26 protein-coding genes, 1 other RNA gene and 1 pseudogene are annotated in these 26,706 nt (G+C 71.7%); 14 read left to right on the top strand and 14 right to left on the bottom strand.

What is annotated here, in order from left to right:
- Positions 1-463: 463 nt before the first annotated feature.
- Complete coding sequence (locus ACZ7M7_RS03205; protein WP_472113878.1) at positions 464-1,642, bottom strand: sensor histidine kinase; 1,179 nt, start codon at positions 1,640-1,642, stop codon at positions 464-466.
- A 304-nt stretch (positions 1,643-1,946) separates the two neighbouring features.
- On the opposite strand from ACZ7M7_RS03205, the gene ACZ7M7_RS03200 reads away from it, so the two are divergent.
- From ACZ7M7_RS03200 to ACZ7M7_RS03190, 3 genes are read left to right on the top strand one after another with little or no spacing between them, the layout of a single operon-like run.
- Positions 1,947-2,822 carry a MaoC/PaaZ C-terminal domain-containing protein gene (locus ACZ7M7_RS03200; protein WP_472112270.1) on the top strand — a complete coding sequence of 292 codons (876 nt, stop codon included), beginning with the start codon at positions 1,947-1,949 and terminating at the stop codon, positions 2,820-2,822.
- A 31-nt stretch (positions 2,823-2,853) separates the two neighbouring features.
- Positions 2,854-3,930: a Zn-dependent alcohol dehydrogenase gene (locus ACZ7M7_RS03195; protein ID WP_369270702.1), complete on the top strand. Its 1,077-nt coding sequence runs from the start codon at positions 2,854-2,856 to the stop codon at positions 3,928-3,930.
- Between the two features lie 57 nt (positions 3,931-3,987).
- Positions 3,988-4,926, top strand: a complete 939-nt coding sequence (locus ACZ7M7_RS03190; RefSeq protein ID WP_472112267.1) for a 3-oxoacyl-ACP reductase — start codon at positions 3,988-3,990, stop codon at positions 4,924-4,926.
- A gap of 332 nt (positions 4,927-5,258) precedes the next feature.
- Here ACZ7M7_RS03190 and ACZ7M7_RS03185 read toward each other — a convergent pair whose 3' ends face one another.
- Entirely contained in the window at positions 5,259-6,434 is a 1,176-nt protein-coding gene (locus tag ACZ7M7_RS03185; protein WP_472112265.1) for a hypothetical protein, read from the bottom strand.
- Positions 6,435-6,691: 257 nt separating this feature from the next.
- Here ACZ7M7_RS03185 and ACZ7M7_RS03180 point away from each other — a divergent pair, with 257 nt between their 5' ends.
- Genes ACZ7M7_RS03180 through ACZ7M7_RS03170 form a run of 3 tightly spaced genes read left to right on the top strand, consistent with a single transcriptional unit; the run spans position 6,692 to position 9,527 of the window.
- Positions 6,692-7,564, top strand: a complete 873-nt coding sequence (locus tag ACZ7M7_RS03180; protein ID WP_472112263.1) for a Nif3-like dinuclear metal center hexameric protein — start codon at positions 6,692-6,694, stop codon at positions 7,562-7,564.
- Positions 7,561-8,304 carry a zinc ribbon domain-containing protein gene (locus tag ACZ7M7_RS03175; RefSeq protein WP_383597625.1) on the top strand — a complete coding sequence of 248 codons (744 nt, stop codon included), beginning with the start codon at positions 7,561-7,563 and terminating at the stop codon, positions 8,302-8,304. Before ACZ7M7_RS03180 ends, ACZ7M7_RS03175 begins: the two co-directional genes overlap by 4 nt.
- Positions 8,305-8,315: 11 nt before the next feature.
- Complete coding sequence (locus tag ACZ7M7_RS03170) at positions 8,316-9,527, top strand: bifunctional RNase H/acid phosphatase (protein ID WP_383624160.1); 1,212 nt, start codon at positions 8,316-8,318, stop codon at positions 9,525-9,527.
- Here ACZ7M7_RS03170 and eda read toward each other — a convergent pair.
- Both eda and yaaA read right to left on the bottom strand, forming a co-directional pair.
- Entirely contained in the window at positions 9,510-10,142 is a 633-nt protein-coding gene (gene eda, locus ACZ7M7_RS03165) for a bifunctional 4-hydroxy-2-oxoglutarate aldolase/2-dehydro-3-deoxy-phosphogluconate aldolase (protein WP_328882024.1), read from the bottom strand. The genes ACZ7M7_RS03170 and eda overlap by 18 nt on opposite strands.
- Positions 10,143-10,224: 82 nt before the next feature.
- A complete protein-coding gene (gene yaaA, locus ACZ7M7_RS03160) occupies positions 10,225-11,007 on the bottom strand; it encodes a peroxide stress protein YaaA (RefSeq protein ID WP_383624157.1) in 783 nt (260 codons plus the stop codon).
- Between the two features lie 73 nt (positions 11,008-11,080).
- Between yaaA and ACZ7M7_RS03155 the strand changes: the two genes are divergently transcribed.
- Positions 11,081-12,517 (top strand): RNB domain-containing ribonuclease, encoded by a 1,437-nt coding sequence (locus ACZ7M7_RS03155; RefSeq protein WP_472112258.1) that lies wholly within the window; start codon positions 11,081-11,083, stop codon positions 12,515-12,517.
- On the opposite strand, the gene ACZ7M7_RS03150 is transcribed toward ACZ7M7_RS03155, so the two are convergent.
- Both ACZ7M7_RS03150 and ACZ7M7_RS03145 read right to left on the bottom strand, forming a co-directional pair.
- On the bottom strand, positions 12,468-13,082 hold the full coding sequence (locus ACZ7M7_RS03150) for a hypothetical protein (RefSeq protein WP_427842245.1): 615 nt from the start codon (positions 13,080-13,082) through the stop codon (positions 12,468-12,470). The two genes, ACZ7M7_RS03155 and ACZ7M7_RS03150, sit on opposite strands and share 50 nt — an antisense overlap.
- On the bottom strand, positions 13,082-13,840 hold the full coding sequence (locus tag ACZ7M7_RS03145) for a MerR family transcriptional regulator (RefSeq protein ID WP_472112255.1): 759 nt from the start codon (positions 13,838-13,840) through the stop codon (positions 13,082-13,084). The genes ACZ7M7_RS03150 and ACZ7M7_RS03145 overlap by 1 nt, the downstream gene beginning before the upstream one ends.
- 163 nt (positions 13,841-14,003) lie before the next feature.
- On the opposite strand from ACZ7M7_RS03145, the gene ACZ7M7_RS03140 reads away from it, so the two are divergent.
- The 4 genes and pseudogenes from ACZ7M7_RS03140 (at position 14,004) to rnpB (ending at position 16,759) form a co-directional block, all read left to right on the top strand.
- Complete coding sequence (locus ACZ7M7_RS03140; protein WP_472112252.1) at positions 14,004-14,582, top strand: Uma2 family endonuclease; 579 nt, start codon at positions 14,004-14,006, stop codon at positions 14,580-14,582.
- 42 nt (positions 14,583-14,624) lie between these two features.
- Positions 14,625-15,455, top strand: coding sequence for a helix-turn-helix domain-containing protein (locus tag ACZ7M7_RS03135; protein ID WP_472112249.1), 831 nt, complete (start codon positions 14,625-14,627; stop codon positions 15,453-15,455).
- A 19-nt stretch (positions 15,456-15,474) separates the two neighbouring features.
- Positions 15,475-16,305 (top strand): annotated as a pseudogene (locus ACZ7M7_RS03130) (DMT family transporter); the annotation flags it as partial.
- 52 nt (positions 16,306-16,357) lie between these two features.
- Positions 16,358-16,759: RNase P RNA component class A (gene rnpB / locus ACZ7M7_RS03125), an RNA gene on the top strand.
- 44 nt (positions 16,760-16,803) lie between these two features.
- Here the strand turns inward: rnpB and ACZ7M7_RS03120 are convergent.
- The 6 genes from ACZ7M7_RS03120 to ACZ7M7_RS03095 form a co-directional block, all read right to left on the bottom strand.
- Positions 16,804-17,436: a hypothetical protein gene (locus ACZ7M7_RS03120; RefSeq protein ID WP_472112246.1), complete on the bottom strand. Its 633-nt coding sequence runs from the start codon at positions 17,434-17,436 to the stop codon at positions 16,804-16,806.
- Between the two features lie 25 nt (positions 17,437-17,461).
- Positions 17,462-18,166: a hypothetical protein gene (locus tag ACZ7M7_RS03115; RefSeq protein WP_472112243.1), complete on the bottom strand. Its 705-nt coding sequence runs from the start codon at positions 18,164-18,166 to the stop codon at positions 17,462-17,464.
- Between the two features lie 58 nt (positions 18,167-18,224).
- Positions 18,225-19,490, bottom strand: coding sequence for a hypothetical protein (locus tag ACZ7M7_RS03110; RefSeq protein WP_472112240.1), 1,266 nt, complete (start codon positions 19,488-19,490; stop codon positions 18,225-18,227).
- Positions 19,490-19,819, bottom strand: coding sequence for a hypothetical protein (locus ACZ7M7_RS03105; protein WP_472112237.1), 330 nt, complete (start codon positions 19,817-19,819; stop codon positions 19,490-19,492). Before ACZ7M7_RS03105 ends, ACZ7M7_RS03110 begins: the two co-directional genes overlap by 1 nt.
- A 436-nt stretch (positions 19,820-20,255) precedes the next feature.
- Positions 20,256-20,639: a MazG-like family protein gene (locus tag ACZ7M7_RS03100; protein WP_472112233.1), complete on the bottom strand. Its 384-nt coding sequence runs from the start codon at positions 20,637-20,639 to the stop codon at positions 20,256-20,258.
- A gap of 32 nt (positions 20,640-20,671) precedes the next feature.
- Complete coding sequence (locus tag ACZ7M7_RS03095) at positions 20,672-21,238, bottom strand: DoxX family protein (RefSeq protein ID WP_383596071.1); 567 nt, start codon at positions 21,236-21,238, stop codon at positions 20,672-20,674.
- Between the two features lie 134 nt (positions 21,239-21,372).
- Here ACZ7M7_RS03095 and ACZ7M7_RS03090 point away from each other — a divergent pair, with 134 nt between their 5' ends.
- The gene (locus ACZ7M7_RS03090) at positions 21,373-21,699 is read left to right on the top strand and encodes a nuclear transport factor 2 family protein (protein WP_383596074.1); all 327 of its coding nucleotides are present in this window, start codon (positions 21,373-21,375) and stop codon (positions 21,697-21,699) included.
- A gap of 78 nt (positions 21,700-21,777) precedes the next feature.
- Positions 21,778-22,764 carry an aldo/keto reductase gene (locus ACZ7M7_RS03085; protein WP_472112228.1) on the top strand — a complete coding sequence of 329 codons (987 nt, stop codon included), beginning with the start codon at positions 21,778-21,780 and terminating at the stop codon, positions 22,762-22,764.
- Between the two features lie 280 nt (positions 22,765-23,044).
- On the opposite strand, the gene ACZ7M7_RS03080 is transcribed toward ACZ7M7_RS03085, so the two are convergent.
- Positions 23,045-23,824 (bottom strand): SDR family oxidoreductase, encoded by a 780-nt coding sequence (locus tag ACZ7M7_RS03080; protein ID WP_383596079.1) that lies wholly within the window; start codon positions 23,822-23,824, stop codon positions 23,045-23,047.
- A gap of 134 nt (positions 23,825-23,958) precedes the next feature.
- Between ACZ7M7_RS03080 and ACZ7M7_RS03075 the strand changes: the two genes are divergently transcribed.
- Entirely contained in the window at positions 23,959-25,599 is a 1,641-nt protein-coding gene (locus tag ACZ7M7_RS03075; protein WP_472112224.1) for an alkaline phosphatase D family protein, read from the top strand.
- On the opposite strand, the gene ACZ7M7_RS03070 is transcribed toward ACZ7M7_RS03075, so the two are convergent.
- On the bottom strand, positions 25,586-26,620 hold the full coding sequence (locus ACZ7M7_RS03070; RefSeq protein WP_472112221.1) for a Gfo/Idh/MocA family protein: 1,035 nt from the start codon (positions 26,618-26,620) through the stop codon (positions 25,586-25,588). The genes ACZ7M7_RS03075 and ACZ7M7_RS03070 overlap by 14 nt on opposite strands.
- Positions 26,621-26,706: the final 86 nt, after the last annotated feature.

Here is a 26,706-nt window from a genome sequence, read left to right as displayed (position 1 = left end):
TCCTGTCGGCCGAGCTGAGCCACGGGCGGGCCCGGCCCCACCGAAACCGACAGGGCGGGCAGCCCGTCGCGCCCAGGCGGCGGCGCCGCAGCCAGTACCGCCCGCGCCTGCTCGGGGCGGTCGCCGCGCTGACCGTTCAGCCCGCTGGCGCCAACGCCGTTCCTCCAGCGGCAGTTCCGCCCGTCGGCGGAGCCGCGGCCAGGTATCGCCTCGCGGCTCCCTGGGGTGGTCGCCGCGCTGACCGTTCAGCCCGCTGGCGCCAACGCCGCTCCTCCAGCGGCAGTTCCCTCCGTCGGCGGAGCCGCGGCCAGGTACCGCCCCGTGGCTCCCTGGGGTGGTCGCCGCGCTGACCGTTCAGCCCGCTGGCGCCAACGCCGTTCCTCCAGCGGCAGTTCCCTCCGTCGGCGGAGCCGCGGCCAGGTATCGCCTCGCGGCTCCCTGGGGTGGTCGCCGCGCCGACCGCTCAGCCCGCAGCCACCAACTCCCTTTCTTCCACCGGAAGTTCCGCCCGCACCCGGAACCCTTGACGCGGTCCCGGTCCCGCCGTCAGCGTGCCACCGGCCGCGGAGAGGCGTTCCGTCAGCCCGCGCAGTCCCGTACCGCCGATGCCCTCCCGGGGCGTCGGCGAGGGCGTGCCGGAGCCGTCGTCGGTCACCGTCACGTGAACGCGCTCCGCATCGCCCGAGACCGTGATCTCGCAGCGGGCCGCGCCACTGTGCCGCAGGACGTTGGTGACCGCCTCGCGCACCACCCACCCCAGCAGAACCTCCGTCTGCTGGGGGAGGGGAGGACCGGACTGGTGGAACGCCGGGGTGATCCCCGCCGCCGCCAGGGCCGAGTGGGCGCGGTCCAGCTCCGTGGCCAGGCTGCCCCTGCGGTAGCCGGTCACCGCCTCGCGGATCTCCGTGAGCGCCTGCCGGCCCACGGACTCGATGTCGGCGACCTGGGCGACGGCCGCGTCCATGTCCCGCACGGCCAGTCGCCGCGCCGCCTCCGACTTCACCACGATCACGGAGAGGGTGTGACCGAGCAGGTCGTGCAGATCGCGGGAAAAGCGCACGCGCTCCTCCTCGACCGCGCGCCGGGCCAGCTCCTCGCGGGCGGCGCGCAGCTCCCGTACCGCCTCGGACAGGGACAGGATCGCCGCCGTCACGATCGTCGAGATCCAGGTGGCGTACGCGATGTCGAGGCCGCCCCAGCCGTCCTGCACGAAGGCGACCACGCCGGAGAGCACGGTCACCGCCGCCCCGGTCAGGCGCAGCCGCGGCATCCGTACGACCGCGCCCGTCGCGAGGCCGAGCAGCGGGAAGAACAGCAGCCAGCTGCCGCCGTAGCCGAGGCCGAGTCCGCAGGTCACCACCGCCAGCAGACCCAGCGCCAGCTGCGTGGAGCGGGCCTCGCGCTTCTCCTTCACGAAGGCGCGGAACGACACGTAGATGTAGAGCGAGTTGAAGGTGAGCAGCCCCAGGCCACCGATCCACGGGTTGGGCGTCTCCCCCTGGAAGAGGTTCGAGAAGGAGCCCATCCCCAGCAGCAGCCACGGCAGCAGGGCGAAGCCGGTCGGGTGCGGGCCCGGGGTGTCGGGGAGGCGTCCGGCCCTCAGCGGAGTCGGTGTGCACGACACCTTGCGCGTCCAGGACATGTCCCGTCCCCCGTTCGTCGGTTCCGTCCCCAGTGTCATGGCTCCGACGCTACGGATCGAGGCCCGCGTACGGCAGGTCCGGTTGTCGGCACTCCGGCAGGACAAATGTCACGGCCCCGGTGGGCGGAAGGACGCGAAGCAGGATCTGATGCCACGTCAGGAGCCTTCACAACTGCGGAGCGCTCGGCTATACAGAGGGCGCCGGACTGGAACGCGTTCTAGAACGGCCCCGTGACGACCTCGGTGCGGCCGACGGTGCGGACGGCCGTACCGGGGTCTTGACTCCGCCACCTTCAGGAGCCGTATGCCCATCGACGCAGCCAAGGCCCTCGCCGCCGAGCCCCGGACCGGCGAGATCTCCTGGAACTCCAAGGACGTCCAGCTCTACCACCTCGGCATCGGCGCCGCCGCCAATCCCGACCGGCGCAGCCCCGCCACCGACCCCGACGAACTGCGCTACACCCTGGAGTCCCGGCTGCACGTGCTGCCCAGCTTCGCCACCGTCGCGGGCTCCGGCTCGCCCGGAGTGATCAGCGGACTGTCCATGCCGGGCATCGAGGTCGACCTCGCCCGCGTCCTGCACGGCGGCCAGAGCCTCGTGATCCACCGGCCCATCCCGGCGGCGGGCACCGCCACCGCGACCAACCGGATCGCCGCCCTGTACGACAAGGTCAAGGCGGCCGTGCTGGTGCTGCGCACCGAAGTCGCGGACGCCGAGGGCCCGTTGTGGACCAACGACGCCCAGATCTTCATCCGCGGCGAGGGCGGCTGGGGCGGCGACCGCGGCCCGTCCGCCCGTCTCGAACCCCCCGTCGGCGAGCCCGAGCGCACCGTCGAGCGGCCGACCCGCGAGGACCAGGCCCTGCTGTACCGCCTCTCCGGCGACTGGAACCCGCTGCACGCCGACCCGGAGTTCGCGAAGGTCGCCGGCTTCGAGCGGCCCATCCTGCACGGCCTGTGCACCTACGGCATGACCCTCAAGGCGGTCGTCGACACGCTGCTCGGCGGGGACGTGACCCGGGTGCGGTCCTACGACACCCGGTTCGCCGGGGTCGTGTATCCGGGGGAGACCCTGCGCATCCGCATGTGGCCCGGTGCGGGCACCGTCCGCGTGGCCGTGAGCGCCGTCGAGCGGGACGACGCGCCCGTCCTCGCCGACACAGTCGTCGAACACACCTGAGTCAAGAACGCCGTACGAGGGGAGCCGCACCATGCGCGCAGCCGTACTGCACGAGATCGGCCAGGACAAGCTGGAGGTCCTCGACGACGTCGAGGCGGTGGGCTTCGGCCCCGGGAGGGTGAGGGTCCGGGTGCGGGCCACCGGGCTGTGTCACTCCGACCTGTCCGCGATGGCGGGGGTGCTGCCCCAGCCGGCGCCCTTCGTGCCCGGGCACGAAGGGGCGGGCGAGATCCTCGAGGTCGGGGAGGCCGTCACCCACCTCAAGCCCGGCGACCGGGTCGTCGTCTGCTGGCTGCCCGCCTGCGGCGCCTGCCCCGCCTGCAAGCGCGGCCAGACCGAGCTGTGCCTGGCCGGGTTCATGAACGCCGGCACCCCCAACTTCAAGCGCCCCGGCGGTGACGTCTTCGGCTTCGCCGGCACCGGCACCTTCGCCGAGGAGGTCGTCGTCGACGCCGGCTGCGCGGTGCCGATCCCCGACGACGTGCCCTTCGACATCGCCGCCCTCATCGGCTGCGGGGTGACCACGGGACTCGGCGCCGCCCTCAACACGGCCGACGTGGAGGCCGGTTCGTCGGTCGCCGTCATCGGCTGCGGGGGCGTCGGCATCTCCGCGATCCAGGGGGCGCGGCTCAAGGGCGCCGCCGAGATCGTCGCCGTCGACCCGGTCGCCTCGCGCCGCGAGTCCGCGCTCAGGTTCGGCGCCACCCGGGCCGTTTCACCGGACGAGCTGGCCGACGCCAAGCAGCAGGTCACCGCCGGCGAGGGCTTCGACTACGTCTTCGAGGTCGTCGGCAAGTCCGCAACCGCCCGCACGGCGTACGAGTACACCCGGCGCGGCGGCACGCTCGTCGTCGTCGGCGCGGGCGCCATGGACGACTTCCTCCAGCTCAACATGTTCGAGCTGTTCTTCGACGAGAAGCGGATCCTGCCCTCCATGTACGGCGGTGGGGACGTCCTGCGCTCCTACGAGCGGACGATCGCCCTGTGGCGGGCGGGCCGGATCGACCTCGCGGGCCTGATCACCCACCGGGTGCCACTGGCCGACATCAACGAGGCCCTGGACCAGATGCGGACGGGCACGGCACTGCGTACGTGCATAGAGATCTGACCACCGCGCTTCCTGACCGACCCCGCTTCCTGACGGCCACGCTTCTCTAGGAGCCCGATGTCACTGCCACTCGAAGGACTGTCCGCGATCGTCACCGGCGCCGGACGCGGACTGGGCCGGGCCGAGGCGCTCGAACTCGCCGGGCTCGGCGCGGCCGTCGTCGTCAACGACTACGGGCAGCCCGGCCGGGACGGCTCCGGCGAGGCCTCCGCCACGCCCGCCGAGGAGATCGCCGCCGAGATCCGTGCGGCGGGCGGCACGGCACTGGCCCACACCGGGGACGTCGCTGACTTCTCACAGGCGGGCGCGCTGGTCGAGTTGGCCGTCGCCGAGTTCGGCAAGCTGGACATCCTGGTCAACAACGCCGGCATTCTGCGCGACCGCATGGTCTTCTCCATGACGGAGGCGGAGTGGGACTCGGTGATCCGGGTCCACCTCAAGGGCCACTTCAACACCATCCGCTTCGCCGCCGCACACTGGCGCGAGCGGTCCAAGGCGGCGGCCGGTCCGGTGTACGGCCGGGTCGTGAACACGTCCTCGGAGGCGTTCCTCGCCGGATCCGCCGGGCAGCCCAACTACGCGGCCGCGAAAGGCGGAATCGTCGGGCTCACCACCTCCACGGCCCTCGCGCTCGCCAAGTACGGCGTGACCGCCAACGCCATCTGCCCGCGCGCCCGCACCCGCATGACCGAGGACGTCTTCGCGGGCCTCGACCGGCCCGAGGACGGCCTGGACCCGCTCGCCCCCGAGCATGTCGCCCCGCTCGTCGGCTACTTGGCCTCCCCGGCCGCCGCCCGGATCAACGGCCAGCTGCTCGTCGTGCACGGCGGCATGGTGGCGGTCGTCGAACGGCCACGGGTGGCCGCACAGTTCGACAGCAAGCAGGAGACGTTCACCTACGACGAGCTGGACGCGCTGCTCACCCCGCACTACGCGGCGCTGCCGGAGGGGGAGACGTTCGGGGCGGTGGAGGTGCTGGGGCTGAAACGGGCATAGCCAGGCGGGGCGCAGGAACGGGAACGGCCCCGTCCTTCGCGGTGAAGGGCGGGGCCGTGCGGAGTCGGCGTCAGGCTGCCGTCTCGGTTTCCTCAGCCGGCTTGCGGTGACGGCCGCGGGGGGCCGTCTCGCCGTCCTGGGCGGACACCGGACCCCGGTGCCTGCCGTGACCGGTGTCCTTCTGAACGTCGTGAACGTCGGCCGGCCCCGGCTGGGTCGTGCTGGCGTTGCTCATCGGAAAACTCACCCCGTCAACATGATCTTTTGCTCACAGCCGGGCGAGTTTAACCAACCCCCCAGGGGCCCGATCCAGGCGGCCACGCCAACCGCCACTACTTCGTTACAAGACCGCCCAACGGGGCTTGCTGCAACGGCACGGGGCGGGCCGCGACGGGAGCCGGAGGGTCCGTTTCCGACGGCTCGTGCGCTGTCGAATCCGGCGTCCCGGAGGCCGAGTTCGAGGACGGCGCCCCCGACGAAGGCACCTCCACCCGGGCCACCCCGCACCGCACCTCCTCGGTGACATACGGCAGTTGCAGCACGCCGTCCCGCGTCCACAACCCGGCACCCGCCAACCACCCCTCGGGTGCCGGAAGATGACGTACCTGCCGTTCGGCGGGCCGCCACACCCCGACCCAACTCCCGGCCGGCCCGTCGACCCGCAACGCCACCCCGCAGCTCTCCGGCGTCAGCACCTGCCCCGGCTGGATCGCGAACGGTGTCACCGCGCAGTCGGGCATCCGCAGGCACTCCGGGAAGCGCACCGGCAGCGTGCTGCCCAGCACCCCCCAGCCCAATCGTTCCTGCCCCGGCGAGGCCGCGTCCGAGCCGATCATCAGCAGCCCGCTGTCCGGGTCGGCGAGCAGCAACCGGTCGTCGCTGTCGTCCGCGATCTGCAACAGCGGCGACACCTCACCGCCCCGCTCCAGGTCGACCACGACGGCCTTCGTACGGCCGCCCGGCTCCGGGTCGAGACGGTCGAGGGCCAGCATCCGCCCGCCCCGGTCCAGCCACACCCCGCCCGAGCAGCGCCCCGGGACCTCCGCGAGCCGCTCCGGCCCGAACGTGCCCCCCGCCACCTGCCACACCGCGCTGGAGTGCCGGCCCACCGCGAGGGCGTACGCCTTGCCGCCGCCCGGTGCCGGGGGAAGCAGCCGCATCCGGGTCTGCTCCGGCGGGCACTGGACCGCGCCGAGCAGCAGCTCGCCGGTGCCGGGCCCGGTCGGATACAGCAGCGAGAAGATGTGCCGTCCGTCGGTCGGGCGGCAGATCAGGACCCGCCCGTCGCCCATCGGCTGCACCTCGGTGCCGGGCTCCTCCGGCTGGTGGGCGGGCAGCGGCACGGCGTAGGGCTCGGGGCCGTCCAGGGTCCAGCGCTCCGGGAACCAGCAGTCGCCGGCCGGCGCGAGGCGGGCCGCGTAGGAACCGTCCGCCGTGATGGTGCATTCCGCACGAGGCGCGTCGCCGTCCTCGTGCTCCGCCGCAGGCTCGATCGCACAGGCCGTCATGGTCCGGTCACCTCCGGTAACGAAGCTAGTTTTCGCACGCACAGGCGTGGGACCGGCCAGGTTCCGCTTCACACAAAGGGGTGGCCCAGGAACGATTCGCCTGAGGAAACGGGGGTGCTTGTGCTGAGCGGGGTCAGGGGTGACCCGAGGGCGGCCCCCCGGACGGCCTCGAGTCGGCCGGGGCGTGGGCCGCGGGAGGCTTCCGCCACCTCCCGTGCCGGTACAGCCGTACGGACCAGGCAGGTAGCCTTGCCTGCGTGCCCCGTCTGTCTGAAGTCATCGCCGCGCTGGAGAACCTGTGGCCCGCCGAGCGGGCCGAGTCCTGGGACGCGGTCGGCACCGTCGTGGGCGACCCCGACCAGGAGGTCTCCCGGGTCCTGTTCGCCGTCGACCCGGTCCAGGAGATCGTGGACGAGGCGGTGAAGCTGGGCGCCGACCTGCTGGTCACCCACCACCCGCTCTACCTGCGCGGTACGACGACGGTCGCGGCGACGCACTTCAAGGGCCGGGTCGTCCACACCCTCATCAAGAACGACATCGCGCTGCACGTGGCGCACACCAACGCCGACACGGCGGACCCGGGCGTCAGCGACGCGCTGGCCGGCGCGCTGGACCTGCGAGTCGTACGCCCGCTGGTACCGGACCCGAGCGACCCGGAGGGCCGCAGGGGCCTGGGCCGTGTCTGCGAACTCGACCACCCGCTCACCGTCCGCGAACTGGCCGCCCGCGCCGCCGAGCGGCTGCCCGCCACCGCGCAGGGCATCCGCGTGGCCGGCGACCCGGATGCGACGGTCCGCACGGTGGCCGTGAGCGGCGGCTCCGGCGACAGCCTCTTCGACGACGTGCGCGCCGCCGGCGTCGACGCCTTCCTCACCGCGGACCTGCGCCACCACCCGGCGTCCGAGTTCATCGCGGACCGCGTCCACAGCGGTACCCACAGTCCTCTCGCGCTGCTCGACGCGGCGCACTGGGCCACCGAGTGGCCCTGGTGCGAGCTGGCCGCCACCCAGCTCGACGAGATCTCCGACCGCAACGGATGGGACCTGCGCGTCCACGTCTCGAAGACGGTCACCGACCCCTGGACCGCCCACGCGGCCGCCATCACGGACACATCTGGAGCCCCCAACTGAACGCCGCGCCCGCCGACCAGATCCGCCTCCTCGACGTCCAGGCCCTCGACGTCCGCCTCCAGCAGCTCGCCCACAGGCGGAGGTCGCTGCCCGAGCACGCCGAGATCGAGTCGCTGACCAAGGACCACACGCAGCTGCGCGACCTGCTCGTCGCCGCGCAGACCGAGGAGAGCGACTGCGCCCGCGAGCAGACCAAGGCCGAGCAGGACGTGGACCAGGTGCGCCAGCGCGCCGCCCGCGACCAGCAGCGCCTGGACTCCGGTGCCGTCACCTCCCCGAAGGACCTGGAGAACCTCCAGCACGAGATCGCCTCCCTCGCCAAGCGGCAGGGCGCCCTGGAGGACGTCGTCCTGGAGGTCATGGAGCGCCGCGAGTCCGCGCAGGAGCGGGTCGCCGAGCTGACCGAGCGGGTCGGCGCCGTGCAGGGGAAGGTCGACGACGCGACCGCCCGCCGGGAAGCCGCGTTCGAGGAGATCGACGGCGAGGTGGCCACGGTCACGAAGGAGCGCGAGGTCCTGGCGGGCTCGGTTCCCGCGGACCTCCTCAAGCTCTACGACAAGCTGCGCCTGCAGCAGGGCGGCATCGGCGCGGCCAAGCTCTACCAGCGCAGCTGCCAGGGCTGCCGCCAGGAGCTCGCCATCACCGAGCTGAACGAGATCCGCCAGGCGGCGCCGGACACCGTGGTGCGGTGCGAGAACTGCCGCCGGATTCTGGTGCGTACGGCCGAGTCCGGCCTCTAGGAGCCTGTGCCGTGCGGGAGTTCATCGTCGAGGCCGACGGCGGGTCACGGGGCAACCCCGGGCCCGCGGGCTACGGTGCCGTGGTCATCGACGCTGCGACGGGGCAGACGCTGGCCGAGGCGGCCGAGTACATCGGCGTCGCCACGAACAACGTCGCCGAGTACCGCGGCCTGTTGGCGGGCCTGCGTGCCGCGCATGAACTGGACCCGACGGCCACGGTCCACGTCCGCATGGACTCCAAGCTGGTCATCGAGCAGATGTCGGGCCGCTGGAAGATCAAGCACCCCGACATGAAGCCGCTCGCCTTCGAGGCGGCGGCCGTCCTGCCGGCGTCCCAGGTGACGTACGAGTGGATGCCCCGGGAGCAGAACAAGCACGCCGACCGCCTCGCCAACGAGGCGATGGACGCCGGGAAGCGGGGCGAGCAGTGGTCGCCCGCGGCTTCCACGGCGGAACTGGCGGCGGCTGACGCGAAGGCTGCGCGGGCCGCATTGGCCGAGGGGCCGCCCTCCACCGCGCCCGGGAAGGCCGAGGCCGATGTCAGGGCCGCGCGTACCGTGGCCGCGCCGTCGTCCGGCTGGGCTCCTGCCGACATGGGGGCGCCCGCGACCTTCGTTCTGCTGCGGCACGGGGAGACGCCCCTGACGCCGCAGAAGCGGTTCTCGGGGAGCGGCGGTACCGATCCGGCCCTCTCCGACGTCGGCCGGGAGCAGGCCGAGCGGGTCGGGGCCGCGCTCGCCCGGCGCGGGACGATCCAGGCCGTCGTGGCGTCGCCGCTGGCCCGTACCCGTGAGACCGCCGGCATCGTCGCCGCCCGCCTCGGCCTCGACGTGAGCGTCGACGACGGCCTGCGCGAGACCGACTTCGGCGCCTGGGAGGGGCTCACCTTCGGCGAGGTCCGCGAGCGTCACCCCGACGACCTGAACGCCTGGCTGGCCGACCCCGAGGCCCGGCCCACCGGCGACGGCGAGAGCTTCGCGGCGACCGCCACCCGTATCGCCGCCACCCGCGACAAGCTGATCGCGGCGTACGCCGGCCGCACGGTCCTGCTGGTCACGCACGTCACCCCGATCAAGACGTTCGTACGCCTCGCCCTGGGCGCCCCGCCCGAGTCCCTGTTCCGCATGGAACTCTCGGCGGCCTCCCTCTCGGCGGTGGCGTACTACGCCGACGGCAACGCGAGCGTGCGGCTCTTCAACGACACGTCACACTTGCGCGCGTGAGCCTGTGAGGCCGGCCGCCTCCCGCGCCAGCGCCTCGACCCGCCCCCAGTCCCGTGCCGCCACGGCGTCCGCCGGAAGCATCCAACTGCCGCCCACGCAGCCGACGTTGGGCAGCGCGAGATAGTCGGGTGCCGTCGTCGGACCGATTCCGCCGGTCGGGCAGAACCGGGCCTGCGGCAGCGGGCCGTTCAGCGACTTGAGATAGGCGGTGCCGCCCGCCGCCTCGGCCGGGAAGAACTTCATCTCCCGGACCCCGCGCTCCAGCAGCGCCACCACCTCGGACGTGGTCGACACCCCCGGCAGATACGGCACCCCGGACGCGCGCATGGCCTCCAGCAGCAGGTCCGTCCAGCCGGGGCTGACCAGGAAACGAGCCCCCGCCGTGACCGCCCGCGTCACCTGCTCCGGTGTGATCACGGTGCCCGCGCCGACCACCGCGTCCGGCACCGCGTCCGCGATGGCCCGGATCGCCTCCAGGGCGGCCGGCGTCCGCAGCGTCACCTCGATGGCGGGCAGCCCTCCTGCGACCAGGGCCCGCGCGAGCGGTACGGCGTCGGAGGGGTCGTCGACCACGACCACGGGGACGACGGGCGCGAGATCAAGGACTGAGGTCATGGCCTCATCCTGCCGACGGCACGCAGCATGCGCAAAGCACGTTGCGCATGCTGCAATGGGTGTCCGCGCGGTCGCCGAACCGCTAGTGGATCTCCGCCACCAGCACATCCAGCGTCCACGCCTTGCCGCCCTTGGCCGGCGCCTCGACCTCCACCTCGTACCCGAGGTCCCGCAGCGCATCCACCAGCTCGGCCGGACCCGCGGGCACGGCACCCGCCGTCAGCAGACTCCGGACGATCCGCCCCTTCGTCGCCTTGTTGAAGTGGCTGACGACCTTCCGGGTCGGCGCATGCAGCACCCGTACCGACGCCGTCCGCCCGGCCACCTCGCCCTTCGGCTTCCACGCCGCCGTGTACGCCGACGACCGCAGATCCAGCACGAGCCCGTCCCCGGCCGCCTCGGGCAGCACGTCCGCCATCGGTGCCCGCCAGTGCGCCCCGAGCGCGCCGAGACCGGGCAGCTTCACGCCCATCGAGCAACGGTAGGAGGGGATGCGGTCGTTGACCCGCACCGCGCCCCACAGCCCCGAGAAGACGAGCAGCGACCGAGCCGCCCGCTTCTTCGCCGCCGTGTCCAGCGACGCCAGGTCGAGGGCGTCGTACAGCACGCCGGTGTAGATCTCCCCGGCCGGCCGCGCCCCCGCCGTCGGCAGCCCGGCGTTCTTGGCGACCTCGCCCCGCAGTCCCTCGCTCAGTCCGAGGACGTCCCGCGCCTTGTCCTCGTCGGCGCCGCACAACTCCACCAGCTCACTCAGTACGGCCTCCCGGGCCCCGGTGAGTCCCGGCAAGGACAGCGACTCCAGCTTCAGCGAGGCACCCCGACCGGACGGGGCCTTCCCCTCGGAAGGCGGCAGCAGGACAAGCACACGTACTCCTTCGATCGAACCCCGCCACAGGGTACGGCGTGCCACCGGGCCACCCTCGCCCTACGCTCGACTCATGCCCCGCCGCCACATCAGAGTGACCGGCGCCCCCGAAGCCCCCCTCCGGGCCGCCCTCACCGCGCTGCGTACCGAACTGGGCGTCCCTGGGCGCTTCCCGCCCGAGGTGCTGGCGGAGGCCGAGCGGGCCGCGAAGGCCCCGGCCCTCCCGCCGTCCGACGCCACCGACATCCCGTTCCTCACCATCGACCCGCCCACCTCCACCGACCTCGACCAGGCGATGCACCTGTCCCGCCAGGGCACCGGCTACCGCGTCCGGTACGCCATCGCCGACGTCGCCGCCTTCGTCGTACCGTCGGGCGCGCTCGACCAGGAGGCGCACCGGCGGGTGACCACCCTCTACTTCCCCGACGAGAAGGTCCCGCTGCACCCCGAGCTGCTGAGCGAGGGCGCGGCGAGCTTGCTCCCGGACCAGGACCGCCCCGCCGTCCTGTGGACCATCGACCTCGACGGTGACGGCCGTACGCGCGCCGTCGACGTCCGCCGCGCCCTCGTCCGCAGCCGGGCCAAGCTGGACTACGCGGGCGTGCAGAAGCAGATCGACGAGGGAACCGCCGAGGAACCGTTGGCCCTGCTGAAGGAGATCGGGGAGCTGAGGGAGGCGCTGGAGGTGGAGCGGGGCGGGATCTCGCTGAGCGTGCCCGAGCAGGAGATCGTCGAGCGCGATCACGCCTATGAGCTCGCCTACCGCGCTCCGCTCCCCGCCGACGGCTGGAACTCCCAGATCTCCCTGCTGACCGGCATGGCCGCCGCAGACCTGATGCTCGCGGCCGGCACCGGCATCCTGCGCACCCTCCCCGCCGCCCCCGACGGCGCCGTCGGCCGTCTGCGCCGTACCGCGCACGCCCTGCACGTCGACTGGCCGCACCACGTCTCGTACGCCGAACTCGTCCGCTCCCTCGACCCCCACCGCCCGAACCACGCGGCCTTCCTCCAGGAGTGCACGACGCTGCTGCGCGGCGCCGGCTACACGGTCTTCCGGGACGGAACCCTGCCGGACATCACCACGCACTCCGCCGTGGCCGCCCCCTACGCCCACTGCACGGCCCCCCTGCGCCGCCTGGCCGATCGCCACACCTCCGAGATCTGCCTCGCGGCCGCCGCCGATCGGCCGATCCCCGAGTGGGTTCTCATGGTTCTCGACACGCTGCCCGCCCGGATGGCCGAGGGCACCCGGCGCGCGGGCACGGTCGAGCGTGCGTGCGTCGACCTGGTGGAGGCGGCGCTGCTCAAGGACCGGGTGGGGGAGGTGTTCGACGGCTGGGTGGTGGAGGTGGAGGAGCGTCAACCCGCCGTGGGAACCGTGCAGTTGGAGTCGCCGGCGATCATCGGCCGGATCGAGAGCACGGCCCCGCTGCCGCTGGGGGAGCGGCTCAGGGTCCGCCTCACACAGGCAGATCCGGAAGCGCCGAAGGTCCGCTTCGAGCCTGATTGATCGCCTGTACGAGCGCCTGTACGAGGCTGTCGGACTCGTCGGCGTGGAAGCGCACGAGACGGACGTCCCGCCGCCGGCCGAGGAAGGTGAAGTGGGCGACGGGCTCGGTGAGTTCGAGCGTCACGGTCGTCTGCGCCCCGATGGGGAGGTTGAGCTCACCGTCGGACCGCTCATGGGTGGTGCGCAGCTCACGGCGCACATGCGCGATCTTCTCCAGCGGTATGCGCAGATCGACGTGCGCGGCACGGCGGACGCGCAGGAAGCCGGCGTCCAGGACGTGTGGTCGTACGACGGAGGCGGCGTGCATCCCGATGATGATCACGAGGGTGTACATGTCGAGCATGAACCACCCCCGTTGCACCGCCGGGTAGTTCCGCAGCAGCACGGACATCATGATCGACTCGATGACGATCACGAACCCGAATCCCAGCATCATCGTGCCCTGCCCGCGCGCGTACCCGAAGCCGGTGCCGTCCCCGAGTCCGTGCCGGCGGCGGGCCGCCCACAGCCAGAGACTGGTGACGAGCCGCAGCTCGTGCCGCAGGAGCGTGAGCGCGGTCCGCATCATGGCCCGTCCCCTTCCATGAGGATCCGCAACGTACGGCGGATTGCCTCGGCCTGTGCCGGGGCGAAGTCGGCGTAGAAGGCGCGCAGGAAGCTGTTGTCGGGGTCGACGTCCAACGGCTCCGGCAGCAGATCGCGGGGCAGGCAGTCCGCGAGGGCCCGGGCCGCCTCCCCCACGCGCGGGTCGGTGAGATCGGCGTCGGCGAGGTCGTCGAGCAGGGCGTAGGCGGCGAGGGCCCGCTCCTTGCCGCCCGGCCGGTCGAGCGCATTCCCCAGCGCGCCCATGAGCTGCTCCCGTGCCTCGGGGCCGGCCGTGGTCTCGATCAGTGCGAGCATCTCGCGGTCCTTGGCGGCCATGGGGGAGTCGGTGACATGAGCCATGTCCCGGAACAGCGCGGCCAACTGCGGCGACACCGGCCCCTCGACGGGCAGCCCGCCCTCCGCCTCCAGCAACGCCCGCAGCCGCACCCGCCGCTCCCGGATCGCCACCTCCTGCCGGGCCAGATCCTCATCGAGCTCGGTGAGCACCTCGACAAGATCCTTCCCGGCATCCTCCGCGAGCACGTCCCGCACCTCCGCGAGCCCCAGCCCCAACTCCGTCAGCCGCCGGATCCGTGCCAGCACGACGGCATGCCGCAACGTGTACTCCCGGTAGCCGTTGGGCCGCCGATCAGGCTCGGGCAAGAGCCCCTGATGGTGGTAGTGCCGCACCGTGCGCGTGGTGACGCCGACGGCGGCGGCGAGTTCTCCGATCCGCATGGGATCAGTAGAGACGTTGACGTTGCGGCAGGGTCAAGTGACCGGCTCGGCGCCTGACGGCGGCGCTGGTCGTGTGCCACGATCGAGGGAAGGGTTCCCGATCTCTCGGACAGGTGATCTTCCGATGTCCCAGGCTGGCGAGCGACCGAAGGAGGGGCGTGACATGACTGCCATGGCCCATGAGCCGCTCACGCAGGAAGAGGTCCTGCTGGAGGGCTTCCTCGCCCTGGACACGCCGGAAGGTTTCCGGGCCGAGTTGATCGAGGGGGAGATCGTTGTGACGCCGCCGCCGGACGGGGATCACGAGAAGTACATCAGCCGCATCGTGAGGCAAGTGATCAAGCTGTCCGGGACCGACATGGACTTCTCCGGAAACAAAGGGCTGAGACTGAGGAGCGGGGAGTCCTGTCCCAAGAACCACGTGGTCCCGGACGTCACATTCGCGCCCATCGAGTCCGACCTCTTTGGAGGCGCCGGGTCCTGGATGGCCTGTGATGGCGTTGCCATGGTGCTGGAGGTCACTTCCACCAGGCCCCGCGCCGACCGTGAGGCCAAGCGCCGCTGCTACGCGCGCGGGGGTGTCCCCCTGTACCTCTTGATCGACCGTGACACCTCGCAAGTCACACTCTTCAGCGCCCCTGAGGAGGACGACTATCGCGAGCACTGCACGCGTCCCTTCGGCAAAGCGCTCGCCCTTCCGGAGCCCTTCGGCTTCGAGCTGGAGACGACGGACTTTCTCTGAGGCCCTCGGCGTTGTACCCCCTGGAAACCCAGGGGGTATGTGATGACCACACGTGAGCAGGCCAGCTGGACCAGGGCGAGGCTTGGCCGGGGCGGTCCGCCGCTCGATCTGCTCACCGCCCGCTTCGACCGGCACGTGTACGCCCCGCACGCCCATGACGAGTTCACGATCGGCGTCTGCGTCGGGGGCAGCGAGATCATCGACTACCGGGGCGGCCGCCTCCGCCCCACCCCCGGCTCCATCGTCGTCCTGGCACCGGGCGAGATGCACACGGGCGGCCCGGCCGAGACCGGCGGATACGCCTACCGAGCCCTGTACGCCGATACGTCCCTGCTCACCGACGGCACCCTCGGCACCGCAGCCCCACACTTCCGCGACCCCCTCGTCGACGACCCCGACCTGGCCACGGCCCTGAGCCGCACGCACGCCGAACTGGCCGTCTGCCCGGACCCCCTGGAAGCCGAGTCCCGCATCCCGTGGCTCATGACCGCCCTGACCCGCCGCCACTCCACGGCCCGGGCGACGACCGACACGGTCGCGGGCGCCGATCACCTGGCGAGGACCGTCCGCGACCGCCTCGCCGACGAGCTCACGGCCCCACCCTCCCTGGCGTCCCTGGCCACCGACCTCGGCCTCTCCCGCTACCAGCTCCTGCGTGCCTTCCGTACGACCATGGGAGTGCCGCCGTACGCCTGGCTGGCCCAGTACCGGGTGAGCAGGGCCCGATCCCTGCTGGAGACGGGCCTGCGCCCCGCCGAGGTCGCCGGCCTGGTGGGCTTCGCGGACCAGGCGCACCTCACGCGCTGGTTCCGCCGGGTACTGGGCGTCACCCCGGCGGCGTACCGCAACAGCGTTCAAGACAAGGGAGCGTGAGCCGACCGAGACTCGCCGCATGACTGCACGCGGTTGGTTTCTCTTCGCCCTCATGAGCGTGGTCTGGGGCATCCCGTACCTGATGATCAAGGTGGCGGTGGACGAGGTGTCCCCGTCGATGGTGGTGTTCACACGATGCGCCCTGGGCGCGGCGCTCCTGCTCCCCTTCGCGATCCGCCAGGGAGGCCTGCCCGGGACGGTACGACGGCACTGGCGCCCGATGCTGGCCTTCGCGTGCATCGAGATCATCGGCCCGTGGTGGACCCTGACGGACGCGGAACGCCACCTGTCCAGCTCGACGGCGGGCCTGCTGATAGCGGGCGTACCGATAGTCGGCGTCGCCCTGGCCCGCTTCTTCGGCCGGACGGAGCACCTGGGCGTCCGCCGCCTGACCGGCCTGACCCTGGGCCTGGCAGGCGTGGCGACGCTCACCGTCCCCCATCTGACCGGCGGCGACGCCCGCTCCCTGGCGGAGGTCCTGCTGACGGTACTGGGCTACGCGACGGCGCCCCTGATCGCGGCGCGCTGGCTGAGGGACGTCCCCTCCCTCCACCTCACCGCGGCCTGCCTGACCTTCGCGGCCCTCGTCTACGCCCCCGCGGCGGGGCTGACGTGGCCTGCCGCGATGCCGTCGGCCGAGAGTCTGGCCGCCCTGGCCGCCCTGGGAGCGATCTGCACGGCGGTCGCATTCGTGGCCTTCCTGGAGCTGATCAAGGAGGTCGGCCCGACGCGGGCGACGGTCTTCACGTACGTCAATCCGGCGGTCGCGGTGGCGGCGGGGGCGGTTTTTCTGGACGAGCGCCTCACGGCAGGGATCGCTGCGGCCTTCGCCCTGATCCTGACGGGCTCGGTACTGGCGACGACGGCCCCCCGCAGGCCGGTAACATGGTCCACACGGCAGACGAGCCGGGCGGGCGGCCGCGTGAAGTCCCTCAGGGGGCTTCCCGAGGAACGTCCGGGCTCCACAGGGCAGGGTGGTGGCTAACGGCCACCCGGGGTGACCCGCGGGACAGTGCCACAGAAAGCAAACCGCCCGGCGCTTCGGCGCCGGGTAAGGGTGAAACGGTGGTGTAAGAGACCACCAGTGCTCAGGGTGACCTGAGCAGCTAGGTAAACCCCACCCGGAGCAAGGTCAAGAGGAAACACCCCGGTGTTTCTGCGCGGACGTTCGAGGGCTGCCCGCCCGAGTCCGCGGGTAGACCGCAGGAGGCCGGCGGCAACGCCGGTCGTAGATGGATGGCCGTCGCCCAGGGCTCCGCGAGGAACCCTGGGAACAGAACCCGGCGTACAGCCCGACTCGTCTGCCGCTCAGGCCACGCCGGCCTGACACGCGTACGGACGCCGTCGCTCAACCGCCCAGCGCAGCGATCGTGTTCACCTCCTTCTCCAGGAGGCTGGAGATACCCGCCTGCGCGGCCAGGGCGCGGCGCTGCGGCTCGGCCTGGGCGCGCTCGGCCTCGTACTTCTGCCACTCGGCGGGCTGCAGGAACAGCATGTCGCCCGTGCCGGGGACGACCATGACGCCGCCGAACGCCGGGTCTCCCGCGAACCACGCGCCGTTGTCGGCGCCCTGGGGCCAGCGGCGGACCGTGGACGCGCTGACGGCGCGCATCGTGCGTGCGCCGTGCTGCCCGCGGACGGACAGCTTCACCGTGTGCACGGTGCCGAGCAGCAGCCGCTCGGAGCCGCGCTTGTCCACGCGGTCGCGGTACTCCAGGGGATACGTGCGCAGTACCTGCTCGCACACCCCGAGGCGCCGTCCGTGCCGGACCCGGATCAGCAGGAAGAGCAGGACGAAGAGCCCGAGCACGATCGGCAGCACGGTCAGGAAGGTGTTCGGCCCTCCCGCGGCGACGAGCACGAAGGGCAGGGCGATGAGAGCCGCGCCGAGGGCGGCGCGCAGGGCGATGTGCCGGGTCCTGACCGCCTTGTTGTGCGCGAGGACCGCGGCCACTTCCGGGGTCTGGGGCGGCTGCGTCATGCGACGTCACTCCTCGTCGTGAAGGTCATCCGAAGTCGTTCTGTACCCGCTGCGCGGCGCTGCCCGGCGCGGGGGAGTCCTGGACCTCTGCGGGCCCCCGCTGCGAGGGGTCGGTGTACGTCAGCGTATGGGCGATGCCGAGGAGCACGTCGCGGTAGTCGTCGGCCTGGTCGACCGCCTCCGTCACGAGCTGGATCAGCACGATGTCGTGGCCGCCGGGCCCGGTCACCGCGATCGTGCCCTGCCACACCAGGCCGCTACGGGGGCCGTCACCGCCCTCGGGAGGCCTGCCCGGAGCGAGCGTGCGGCGCTTCTCCTCGGCCAGGAAGCCGAGGCCGCACGGCAGTTCAAGGGGGCGCATGCCCACGTCGCGCCGGTCGGCCGCGGTGCCCGCGAGGCTCGCGATGACCGCCTTGGCATGACTGCCCGAGGTCGGCAGTGCGGAGACGGTGAGAACGGACGAGGTCAGGCCGCCGTCGTCGTTCGGGTGCAGACCGAGGGCACAGCTCTGCACGCGTTGCGCGTTCAGGGCGCTCACGGTGGCGGCGTAGAAGCGCAGCACCTCCTCCGCGCGGTCGCGTTCGTCCTCGGGCATCGCCATGACCTGCCGGACGAGTTCGACGACGCTGTCCAGCGGGGGATCGAGATCGATCCGGACATAGCCGTGGGGCAGGCCGTACCAGAATGCCGGTGTGCGGCCGTGCGGCGCCCTCGTGGGGGTTTCCGTCACGGGGTGGTCCACCTTTCACGGAGCGGGGCTTGCTGCTCGGGTATCGGGGCCGTCGGACTCATAGCCAGCCGAGGAGGCCCGCGATGGAGTGTGCGGTGGCAGCGGCCTTGGTGCTCTCCGCCGCGTTGTGCCCGGAGCCCTCCTCGTCCACCAGGCCCAGGCTCTCGGCGGAGGAGACCATGTTCGCCGCGACGTTGAGGCCGTTGGCGCTGATCTCGCCGATCAGCTTGGCCGAGCCGCCCGCCGACTCCCCGGCCGCGCGCCAGGCGTCGTTGACGTCGTCGGTGGCGTTGCGCGCGAAGGACGGGACGATCTCCTTGACGAAGGCGCCCGCCTTCTCCGAGTTGGAGACGGCCACGCCCCACCGCCCGGCGTCGGCCAGACCTTCGGTGACCTCCTTGGCGGCGGCGCCGAGGGCCTTGCCGCCCGGGATCATGCCGACGGTGTCACCGGCGAGTGAGGCCCAGGCCGCGAAGGTGTCCATGCCGCTGCCGCCGCCCATCAACTGGCTGCGGAACTCGGGATCGGAGAGGTTCTTGGCCATGGAGGTGGCGCTCGCCACGACCGCGATGGCGGCGAACAAGGGCGCCAGAGGCGTCGGGAAGAGGGCGAGCAGGCCGGCGATGGCGCCGATGGTGCCCGCGTGCTCCACCAGGAAGTCGCCGACCGCCTTGAGGACGTCACCGACCTTGCTCCAGAAGCCCGGCTCGTCCGGCGCCTTCTTCGTCGCCCCGTCGAGGGCCTTGGCGACGGTGTCCGCCTGATCAGCGTGCTGGGTCTCCAGCTCCTTGATCTTGATGTTGAGGTCGTTGTACTCGCTGTTGGCCTTGTTGAGGGCCGTGGATGCCGAGTTGAGGTTGTTCTGGGCCGTCTGCAGCCGTGCCGTGGCCGCTTCCAGCTCGGGGCCCTCCGTGAACGTCTGCTTGTAGAGCTGCAGATCCGGGTTCTGTTCGGCCCGGTCGTGGGAGCGCTTCGCCTCGTCGGCGGCGGCCTTCTTGTCGGCGGCCTCGGCGTTGTACTTCTGCGCCAGCTCCCGGTTGGAGGTGAGGTGGCCGTCCCAGTTGTGCAGCTGGGTGGCGGCCGTCCGCAGAGAACTCGCGGCTTCCTTGATGTACTTGGGAAGATCGCCGTCGAGCGTCTTGCGGAACTGCTCGGCGGCCTCGCCCTGCCAGTAGCTGGACTCGCCCAGGAGCTTGGTCAGTTGCTGGTGGCAGGTGTCGAGGGCGGTCGCGGCCGTCTTCACCTTCTTCTGCAGCGTGGCGACCTCGGTGGGTATGCCGGGTACGGGGTTCCAGCCGATGTTGGGGTACGGGTTCGCGGCCATCAGCGTGCGTCCCCGTTTCCGCCCGAAGTGGCCGACTTCTCGATGTGCTTGAAGGCTTTCTCCAGGGCTTCCTCGACCTCTTCGTAGCCCTTCTTGTTCGCCTTCACGCCCTCGCTGATCGCGTCGATCATCTTCTTGGTCTGCTCGGAGCCGTACTTCCACTCTTCCTGGAACTTGTCACAGGCCTCGTCGAGTCGGCCGGTGCCTATCTGATCGGCGCGTACGTGGGCGAGGGCGGTACGCGCCTCGTCCAGTTCGCGCACGCAGTCCTCAAGGTTCTTGAGGAACCGCGCGAGTTGATCCACATCCGTCTTGAAGTGATCCCCCATGGACCGGTGTCTCCCCGTGTCAGCCACCAATGTCACGCCGAGATGACCGTCGTACCGATCATCAGCTGCACCATACAGAGGCCGCGGAGTCGGTCGGCATGCCGCCTGCCGGGTTGTCGACTCGGCCGCGCGGGGCCCGTCTGCCGCTGCTCTCCCCGGTCCGGTGCGGGCTCCGCCGTGCGCATCACTCCTGCGGTTCATTTTCGGAGGCCAGAGCGTCGGCTTCATCCACACAGGACAAGTGGACCCGTCCCTTGGAGGCAAGCCGTCGACGTGGCGGGCGTGCCCGGTCCGCCGAGGACCCCGTTCCAGGCCGCCGGGTCGCGCACATGCGGCTGCCCGACGTCGCCACACCCCTGGTCGGCCGCCGGGCGAGGATGCGGCTCATCGCCACGCTCCGGAATTGAGGCGCCGGCTCGGCCCAACCGTTGCCCCTTCACCGCGTGGAGCGGACTTCCCGGGCCGCCGAACCCAGCGACCGCTCCCTCACCCGCTCCAAATGCCGCGTGAACACCTCACGCGTATCCGGGGTCAGCGTCCGCAGCGCGACCAGTGCCGTGATCACCACGTCGCACAGCTCGCCCTGTACGTCCTCCCAGGTGTGGGTGACGCCCTTGCGCGGGTTCTGACCGGTAGCCCCGATCACCGCCTCGGCGACCTCGCCGACCTCCTCCGACAGCTTCAGCATGCGCAGCAGCAGGCCCTCCTTGCCGCCGATCGGCTGGTCGGTGTCGAGCCAGGTCCACAGGTCGTCGATGGTTGCCCAGAGGTCGTCGGAGGGCTCCACGGCGGTGTCGGGAGGGGAGGCCTGATCAGTCATGCGGGGCAGCTTCGCACAACCGTGAGGGCCGCCTACTCCGCAGCCGGAGTCTCCTGATCCTCGAACACCCCCACCTGCTCCTCCCTCCTCGCCTCGTCCAGTCTCCTGTTCCGCGTCCCGATCACCACCGCCGTCACCGCAGCCGTCGCCGCCAGTGCCGTGGGAACCATCCAGCCGCGGTCGACGACATGGCCGAGGGCGTGATCGAGGGAGAAGCGGCCGGGGCCCGCGATCGCGAGGCAGGTCGCGGCGAGGCCGAGGGTGGCCGCGTGCTCGTAGCCGCCTTCCTGGTTGAAGAAGCCGTTCGGGGCGTGCACCGCGGCCGCGCCCGCCATGCCGCCGGCCGCCGCCGCACCCGCCGCCGGTGTCGCCAGGCCCAGCGCCAGCAGGGTGCCGCCGCCGGCCTCCGCGAGGCCCGAGGCCGTCGCACTGGCCTTGCCCGGCTGGTAGCCGATCGACTCCATGAACTGGCCGGTGCCCTCGATGCCGTGTCCGCCGAACCAGCCGAACAGCTTCTGCGTGCCGTGCGCGATCAGCACGCCGCCGGCGCCCAGCCGGAGCAACAGCAGGCCCAGATCATGTCGGTCGTAAGCACTCACGATGACTCCCGGAACAGACCACTGGTAGCGGAACCCCGCCCTCGAATCCACCGTCGCATCGAAGTCACCCGCCCGGCCTGCCCTCGCCGCCGTTCGGGTGGCGGGGCCCCGGAGGCGGTGTGAGGCTGGCCCGTATGACGATTCAGACGTCCAAACTCAGCGACCCCGCCGTCCGTGCCTTCGTCACCGCCGTCAACGCCCACGACCGCGAGGGCTTCATGAGCATCCTCGCGCCCGGCGCGACCATGGCGGACGACGGCAGCGACCGCGACCTCGCCGACTGGATCGAGCGGGAGATCTTCTCCTCCCACGGCCACATGGAAGTCGACAACGAGTCGAACCGCGGGCGCGACCTGCTCGCCAGCTACCGCAACGACACGTATGGCGAGATGCGCACCCGCTGGCACTTCGAGGTCGAGGGCGACGGCAGGATCTCCCGCTTCGAGACCGGTCAGGCATAGCGGGGAGCGAAAAAGCCCGCGCGAGAGCCGCTCAAGCGCTTGCCCTCGTGTGTACTTCAACTTCTACCGTCCCCCCTCATGGAGACCAAGAGGACTTTGGGACGGACCGGCATCGAGGTCAGCGCGCTCGGCTTCGGCTGCTGGGCCATCGGCGGTGAGTGGCAGTCCGCCGACGGGCAGCCGCTCGGCTGGGGCAAGGTCGACGACGAGGAGTCCGTACGGGCCGTCCGGCGCGCCCTGGATCTGGGCGTCACCTTCTTCGACACCGCGGACACCTACGGCGCCGGCCACAGCGAACGCGTCCTGGGCCGCGCCCTCGGCAAGCGCCGCGCAGATGTCGTCGTCGCCACCAAGTGGGGCAACGTCTTCGACGAGGAGACCCGCACCCTCACCGGCGCCGACGACACCGTGCCGTACGCCCGCCGCGCGCTGACCGCCTCGCTGAAGCGCCTGGACACCGACTACGTCGATCTGTACCAGCTGCACCTGTCCGACGCCGAGCCGGAGCGTGCCGCCGAGCTGCGTGACGTCTGCGAGGAGTTCGTGCGCGAGGGGCTCATCCGCGCCTACGCGTGGAGCACCGACGACCCGGCGCGTGCGGCCGTGTTCGCGCAGGGGGAGCACTGCGCGGCGGTACAGCACGCGGCCAATGTGCTCCAGGACGCCCCCGGGATGTTCGCGCTGTGCGAGGAGCTGGAGCTGGCGAGCATCAACCGCAGTCCGCTGGCGATGGGCCTGCTGACCGGTAAGCGCAGGACCGGGCAGGCGCTCGAGGCCGGTGACATCCGCAGTCGGCCGCCGCAGTGGCTGCAGGGGTTCGAGGACGGGTCCGGCGCCGACCCGGAGTGGCTCGCGCGCGTGGACGCGCTGAAGGACGTCCTCACCAGCGGCGGCCGCACGCTCGGGCAGGGCGCCCTCGCCTGGCTGTGGGCCCGCAGCCCGCGCACGGTGCCGATCCCGGGGTTCCGTTCCGTCGAGCAGGCCGAGCAGAACGCCGGCGCGATCGCCAAGGGGCCGCTCACTGCCGGGCAGATGGCCGACGTCGACCGGATCCTCGGCCGCTGAGCACTGTCGTACGGGCCGCTGAGCGCCGTCGTGCCGCTTAACCGGCAGCCGTTCCACGCACCGGTGCGTACCTCGCGGTCCCACGCGAGGTCCACCCCCACCCGGTGTCATGGAACGGCTGCCGCCTCCCCCCTCGGAGTGGCCTGCGGAAGCCGTCTGCTTCATATGTGAAGCTCTGGTGCAGAACGACTTGAGCATAAGTCGCCGACCGGCCGCGATGTGTCGGAATTTCAGATTCCGCTTGTGCAAGTTGTGGAGACGACGGGGAGGAGAAGGGGGCTCAGCCGCGCCCCACGTACGGCATCGCCGTCGCCAGCACCGTCGCGAACTGCACGTTCGCCGCCAGCGGCAGCTCCGCCATGTGCCGCACGGTTCGGGCCACATCGGCCACGTCCATCACGGGCTCGGGCACCACCGAGCCGTCGGCCTGCAGGGCGCCCGTCTGCATGCGCGCGGTCATGTCGGTGGCCGCGTTGCCGATGTCGATCTGGCCGACGGCGATGTTGTACGGCCGCCCGTCCAGCGACAGGGACTTGGTCAGTCCGGTCAGCGCGTGCTTGGTCGCCGTGTAGGCGACGGAAAGCGGGCGGGGTGTGTGCGCCGAGATCGAGCCGTTGTTGATGATCCGGCCGCCCTGCGGGTCCTGCTCCTTCATCTGCCGGTAGGCCGCCTGCGCGCACAGGAACGCCCCGTTGAGGTTGGTGTCCACCACATGCCGCCAGGCGTCGTACGGCAGCTCCTCGACCGGCACGCCGCCCGGCCCGAACGTCCCCGCGTTGTTGAACAGCAGGTCCACCCGCCCGAACCGCTCCACCGTGGCCGCGAACAGCGCGGCCACGTCCTCCTGCCGTGACACGTCGGTCCGTACGGCGAGAGCGGCGGCTCCGGGTGCCTGCCCCGCCGTCTCCTCGAGGGTCTCGACGCGCCGCCCCGCCAGCGCCACCGACCAGCCCGCGCGCAGCAACTCCACCGCGACCGCGCGGCCGATGCCGGAGCCCGCGCCGGTCACCACGGCGATCTTCGGGTCCGTGATCCTCGTGTCCGTTTGCCTGTCATTCATGGGGACGCAGCGTAGGGGAGGGTCCGCCATTCGGAACTCATCTGTCTGCCATCCGGGTGTTGTGTACGCGCCAAGTGAGTGTCGTGCCCGGCCACTCCAATGCCTCGTGCATCCATCAGGCAGGGGAGGACCGGATGACACTCACACCACACGCGCCCCAGCACACCCCCGAACTGCGCGCCGCCGCCCGGCACATCGGACGGCGCCGCTTCCTGACCCTCACCGGCGCGGCAGCCGCGCTCGCCTTCGCCGTGAGCCTGCCCGCCACGGGCGCGGCGAGCGCCGCCGAGCTCGACGCTCGCCGGATCGACACCGACCCCTTCACCCTCGGCGTGGCCTCGGGCGACCCGCTGCCCGGCTCCGTCGTTCTGTGGACCCGCCTCGCCCCCGTGCCGTACCAGCCCGACGGCGGACTGCCCGCCGAACGGGTCACCGTCGACTGGGAGCTGGCGAACGACGAGCAGTTCAGCAGCATCGCCAGAAGCGGCACCGCCACCGCGCACCCCGAGTTCCACCACACGGTCCACGTCGAGGTCGACGGCCTCGACCCGGACCGCGTCTTCTACTACCGCTTCCGCACCGGCACCTGGATCAGCGAGACGGGCCGCACCCGCACCGCGCCGCTCGCGGGCGCCGCGGCGAGCTCGCTGACCTTCGCGGCGGTCTCCTGCCAGGCGTACACCGACGGCTACTACACGCCGTACCGCCACCTCGCCCAGGACGACGTCGACATCGTCTTCCACCTCGGCGACTACCTGTACGAGTACGCGGTCAACTCGGTCGGCGGCTACCGCAACTACACCGACCGCACGCTCCCCACGCACTTCAACCGCGAGACGGTGACCCTGGAGGACTACCGCCTGCGCTACGCCCTCTACAAGTCCGACCCCGACCTCATGGCCGCGCACGCGGCGCACCCGTTCGTCGTCACCTGGGACGACCACGAGACCGAGAACAACTACGCCGACGACATCCCGGAGAACAGCGTCCCGCCGGAGGAGTTCCTGCTGCGCCGGGCCTCCGCCTACCGGGCCTACTGGGAGAACCAGCCGCTGCGCCTCCCGCAGCGGCCCGTCGGCCCCGACATGCAGCTCTATCGGCGCCTGCAATGGGGCCGGCTCGCCCAGTTCGACGTGCTGGACACCCGGCAGTACCGCTCCAACCAGGCGTACGGCGACGGCTCGCAGATCCCCGGCCCGGACGTCGACGACCCGGCGCGCACGATGACCGGGGCGACGCAGGAGCGGTGGCTGCTCGACGGCTGGCGCGACTCGACGGCACTGTGGAACGTCGTACCGCAGCAGGTCACCTTCGCCCAGCGCAAGTTCGACCTCGTCACGCCCTCACGGGTGTCGATGGACGCCTGGGACGGCTACCGCGCCTCCCGCCGCCGTGTGCTGGACGGCGCCAAGGCCGCCGCCGTCGAGAACCTGATGGTGCTCACCGGTGACGTCCACGTCGGGTACGGCTTCGACATCAAGGACGACTTCGACGACCCCGACTCCGCCACGCTCGGCACGGAGATCGTCGCCACGTCGATCGCCAGCGGCCGGGACGGCATCGACAAGCCCGCCAACTGGGACACGTACATGCAGGCCAACCCGCACATGAAGTTCTACAACGGACGGCGCGGCTATGTGACCGTCGCGCTGGGGCAGCAGCTGGCGCGGACCGACTTCAAGACGGTGCCGTACGTGACCACGCCCGGGGCGCCGGTCACGACGGCCGCGTCCTTCGTGACGGAGGTCGGGGAGCCGGGGCTCACGCCGGCGTGAGTTCGGGCGCGCGGTCCTCTTCGGGGGCCTCGCCCGGGTAGCGGACGCCGACGCGGTCCCGGATCGCGTCGAGCGTCCGCATCACGGCCAGCGTGCCGTCCAGCGGGACCAGCGGTGACTCGCTCTCGCCGGCGCGCAGGGCCCGTATCACCTCGGCCGCCTCGTGCCGCAGGCTGTTGCGCGGCCCGTCCGCCGGGTCGGCCGTGAACTCCTCGGGGTCACGGCCGTCGCGATGCAGGACGAAACGGTCCGGGAAGAAGAAGCCGTGCGGTATGTCGATACGGCCGCCCGAGCCGGTGACCGACGCGGCGGTCGCCGTACCGCCGACGATGGAGCAGTGCAGGGAGGCGAGGGCACCGCTGTCCCAGGAGAGCAGGGCACCGGTCTGGAGGTCGACGCCCTCGGCGGACAGTATCGAGCGCGCCGTGACGTCCGACGGCTCCCCGAGCAGCAACTGCGCGAAGGAGACCGGGTACACGCCGAGGTCCAGCAGCGCGCCGCCGCCCTGCGCCGGATCGCGCAGCCGGTGCGCGGGCGGGAAGGGGCCGGCCAGCCCGAAGTCGGCCTGCACATGGCGCACTTCGCCGATCGCGCCGTCGTCCACGAGGGCTTTGAGCCGCCGGACGAGCGGGTTGCAGTACATCCACATGGCTTCCATCAGGAAGCTGCCGCGCGCCTTCGCCAGCGAGACCAGTTCCTCGGCCTCGCGCGCGTTCAGCGTGAACGCCTTCTCACACAGCACGTTGCGCCCGGCCTCCAGGCACAGCCCGGCGGCGACGCGGTGCGCCGAGTGCGGGGTGGCGACGTACACGACATCGATGTCGCCGTCCTCGGCGAGCGCGTTCCAGTCGCCGTACGCCCGCGGGATCCCGAAGCGCTCGGCGAACACGTCGGCGGAGTCCTGGCTCCGCGAGGCCACGGCCACCACCTCGGCATCCGGCAGGTCCACGAGATCCGCGGTGAACGCGGCCGCGATCCCGCCGGTCGCCAGGATCCCCCACCGCACGCTTCGTTCCGTCACTGCGGTCCCACCCCTCGCTCATGTGACCCTCGGCACTCTGTACGAGCTGAGAGCATAGAGGGCGGATCACTCGGAGAGGGAGGGGC

This window comes from Streptomyces sp. NPDC111606 (genome assembly GCF_055656945.1).
Note: the sequence above shows the minus strand (reverse complement) of the source record. Positions and strands in the feature narration are given on the sequence as shown.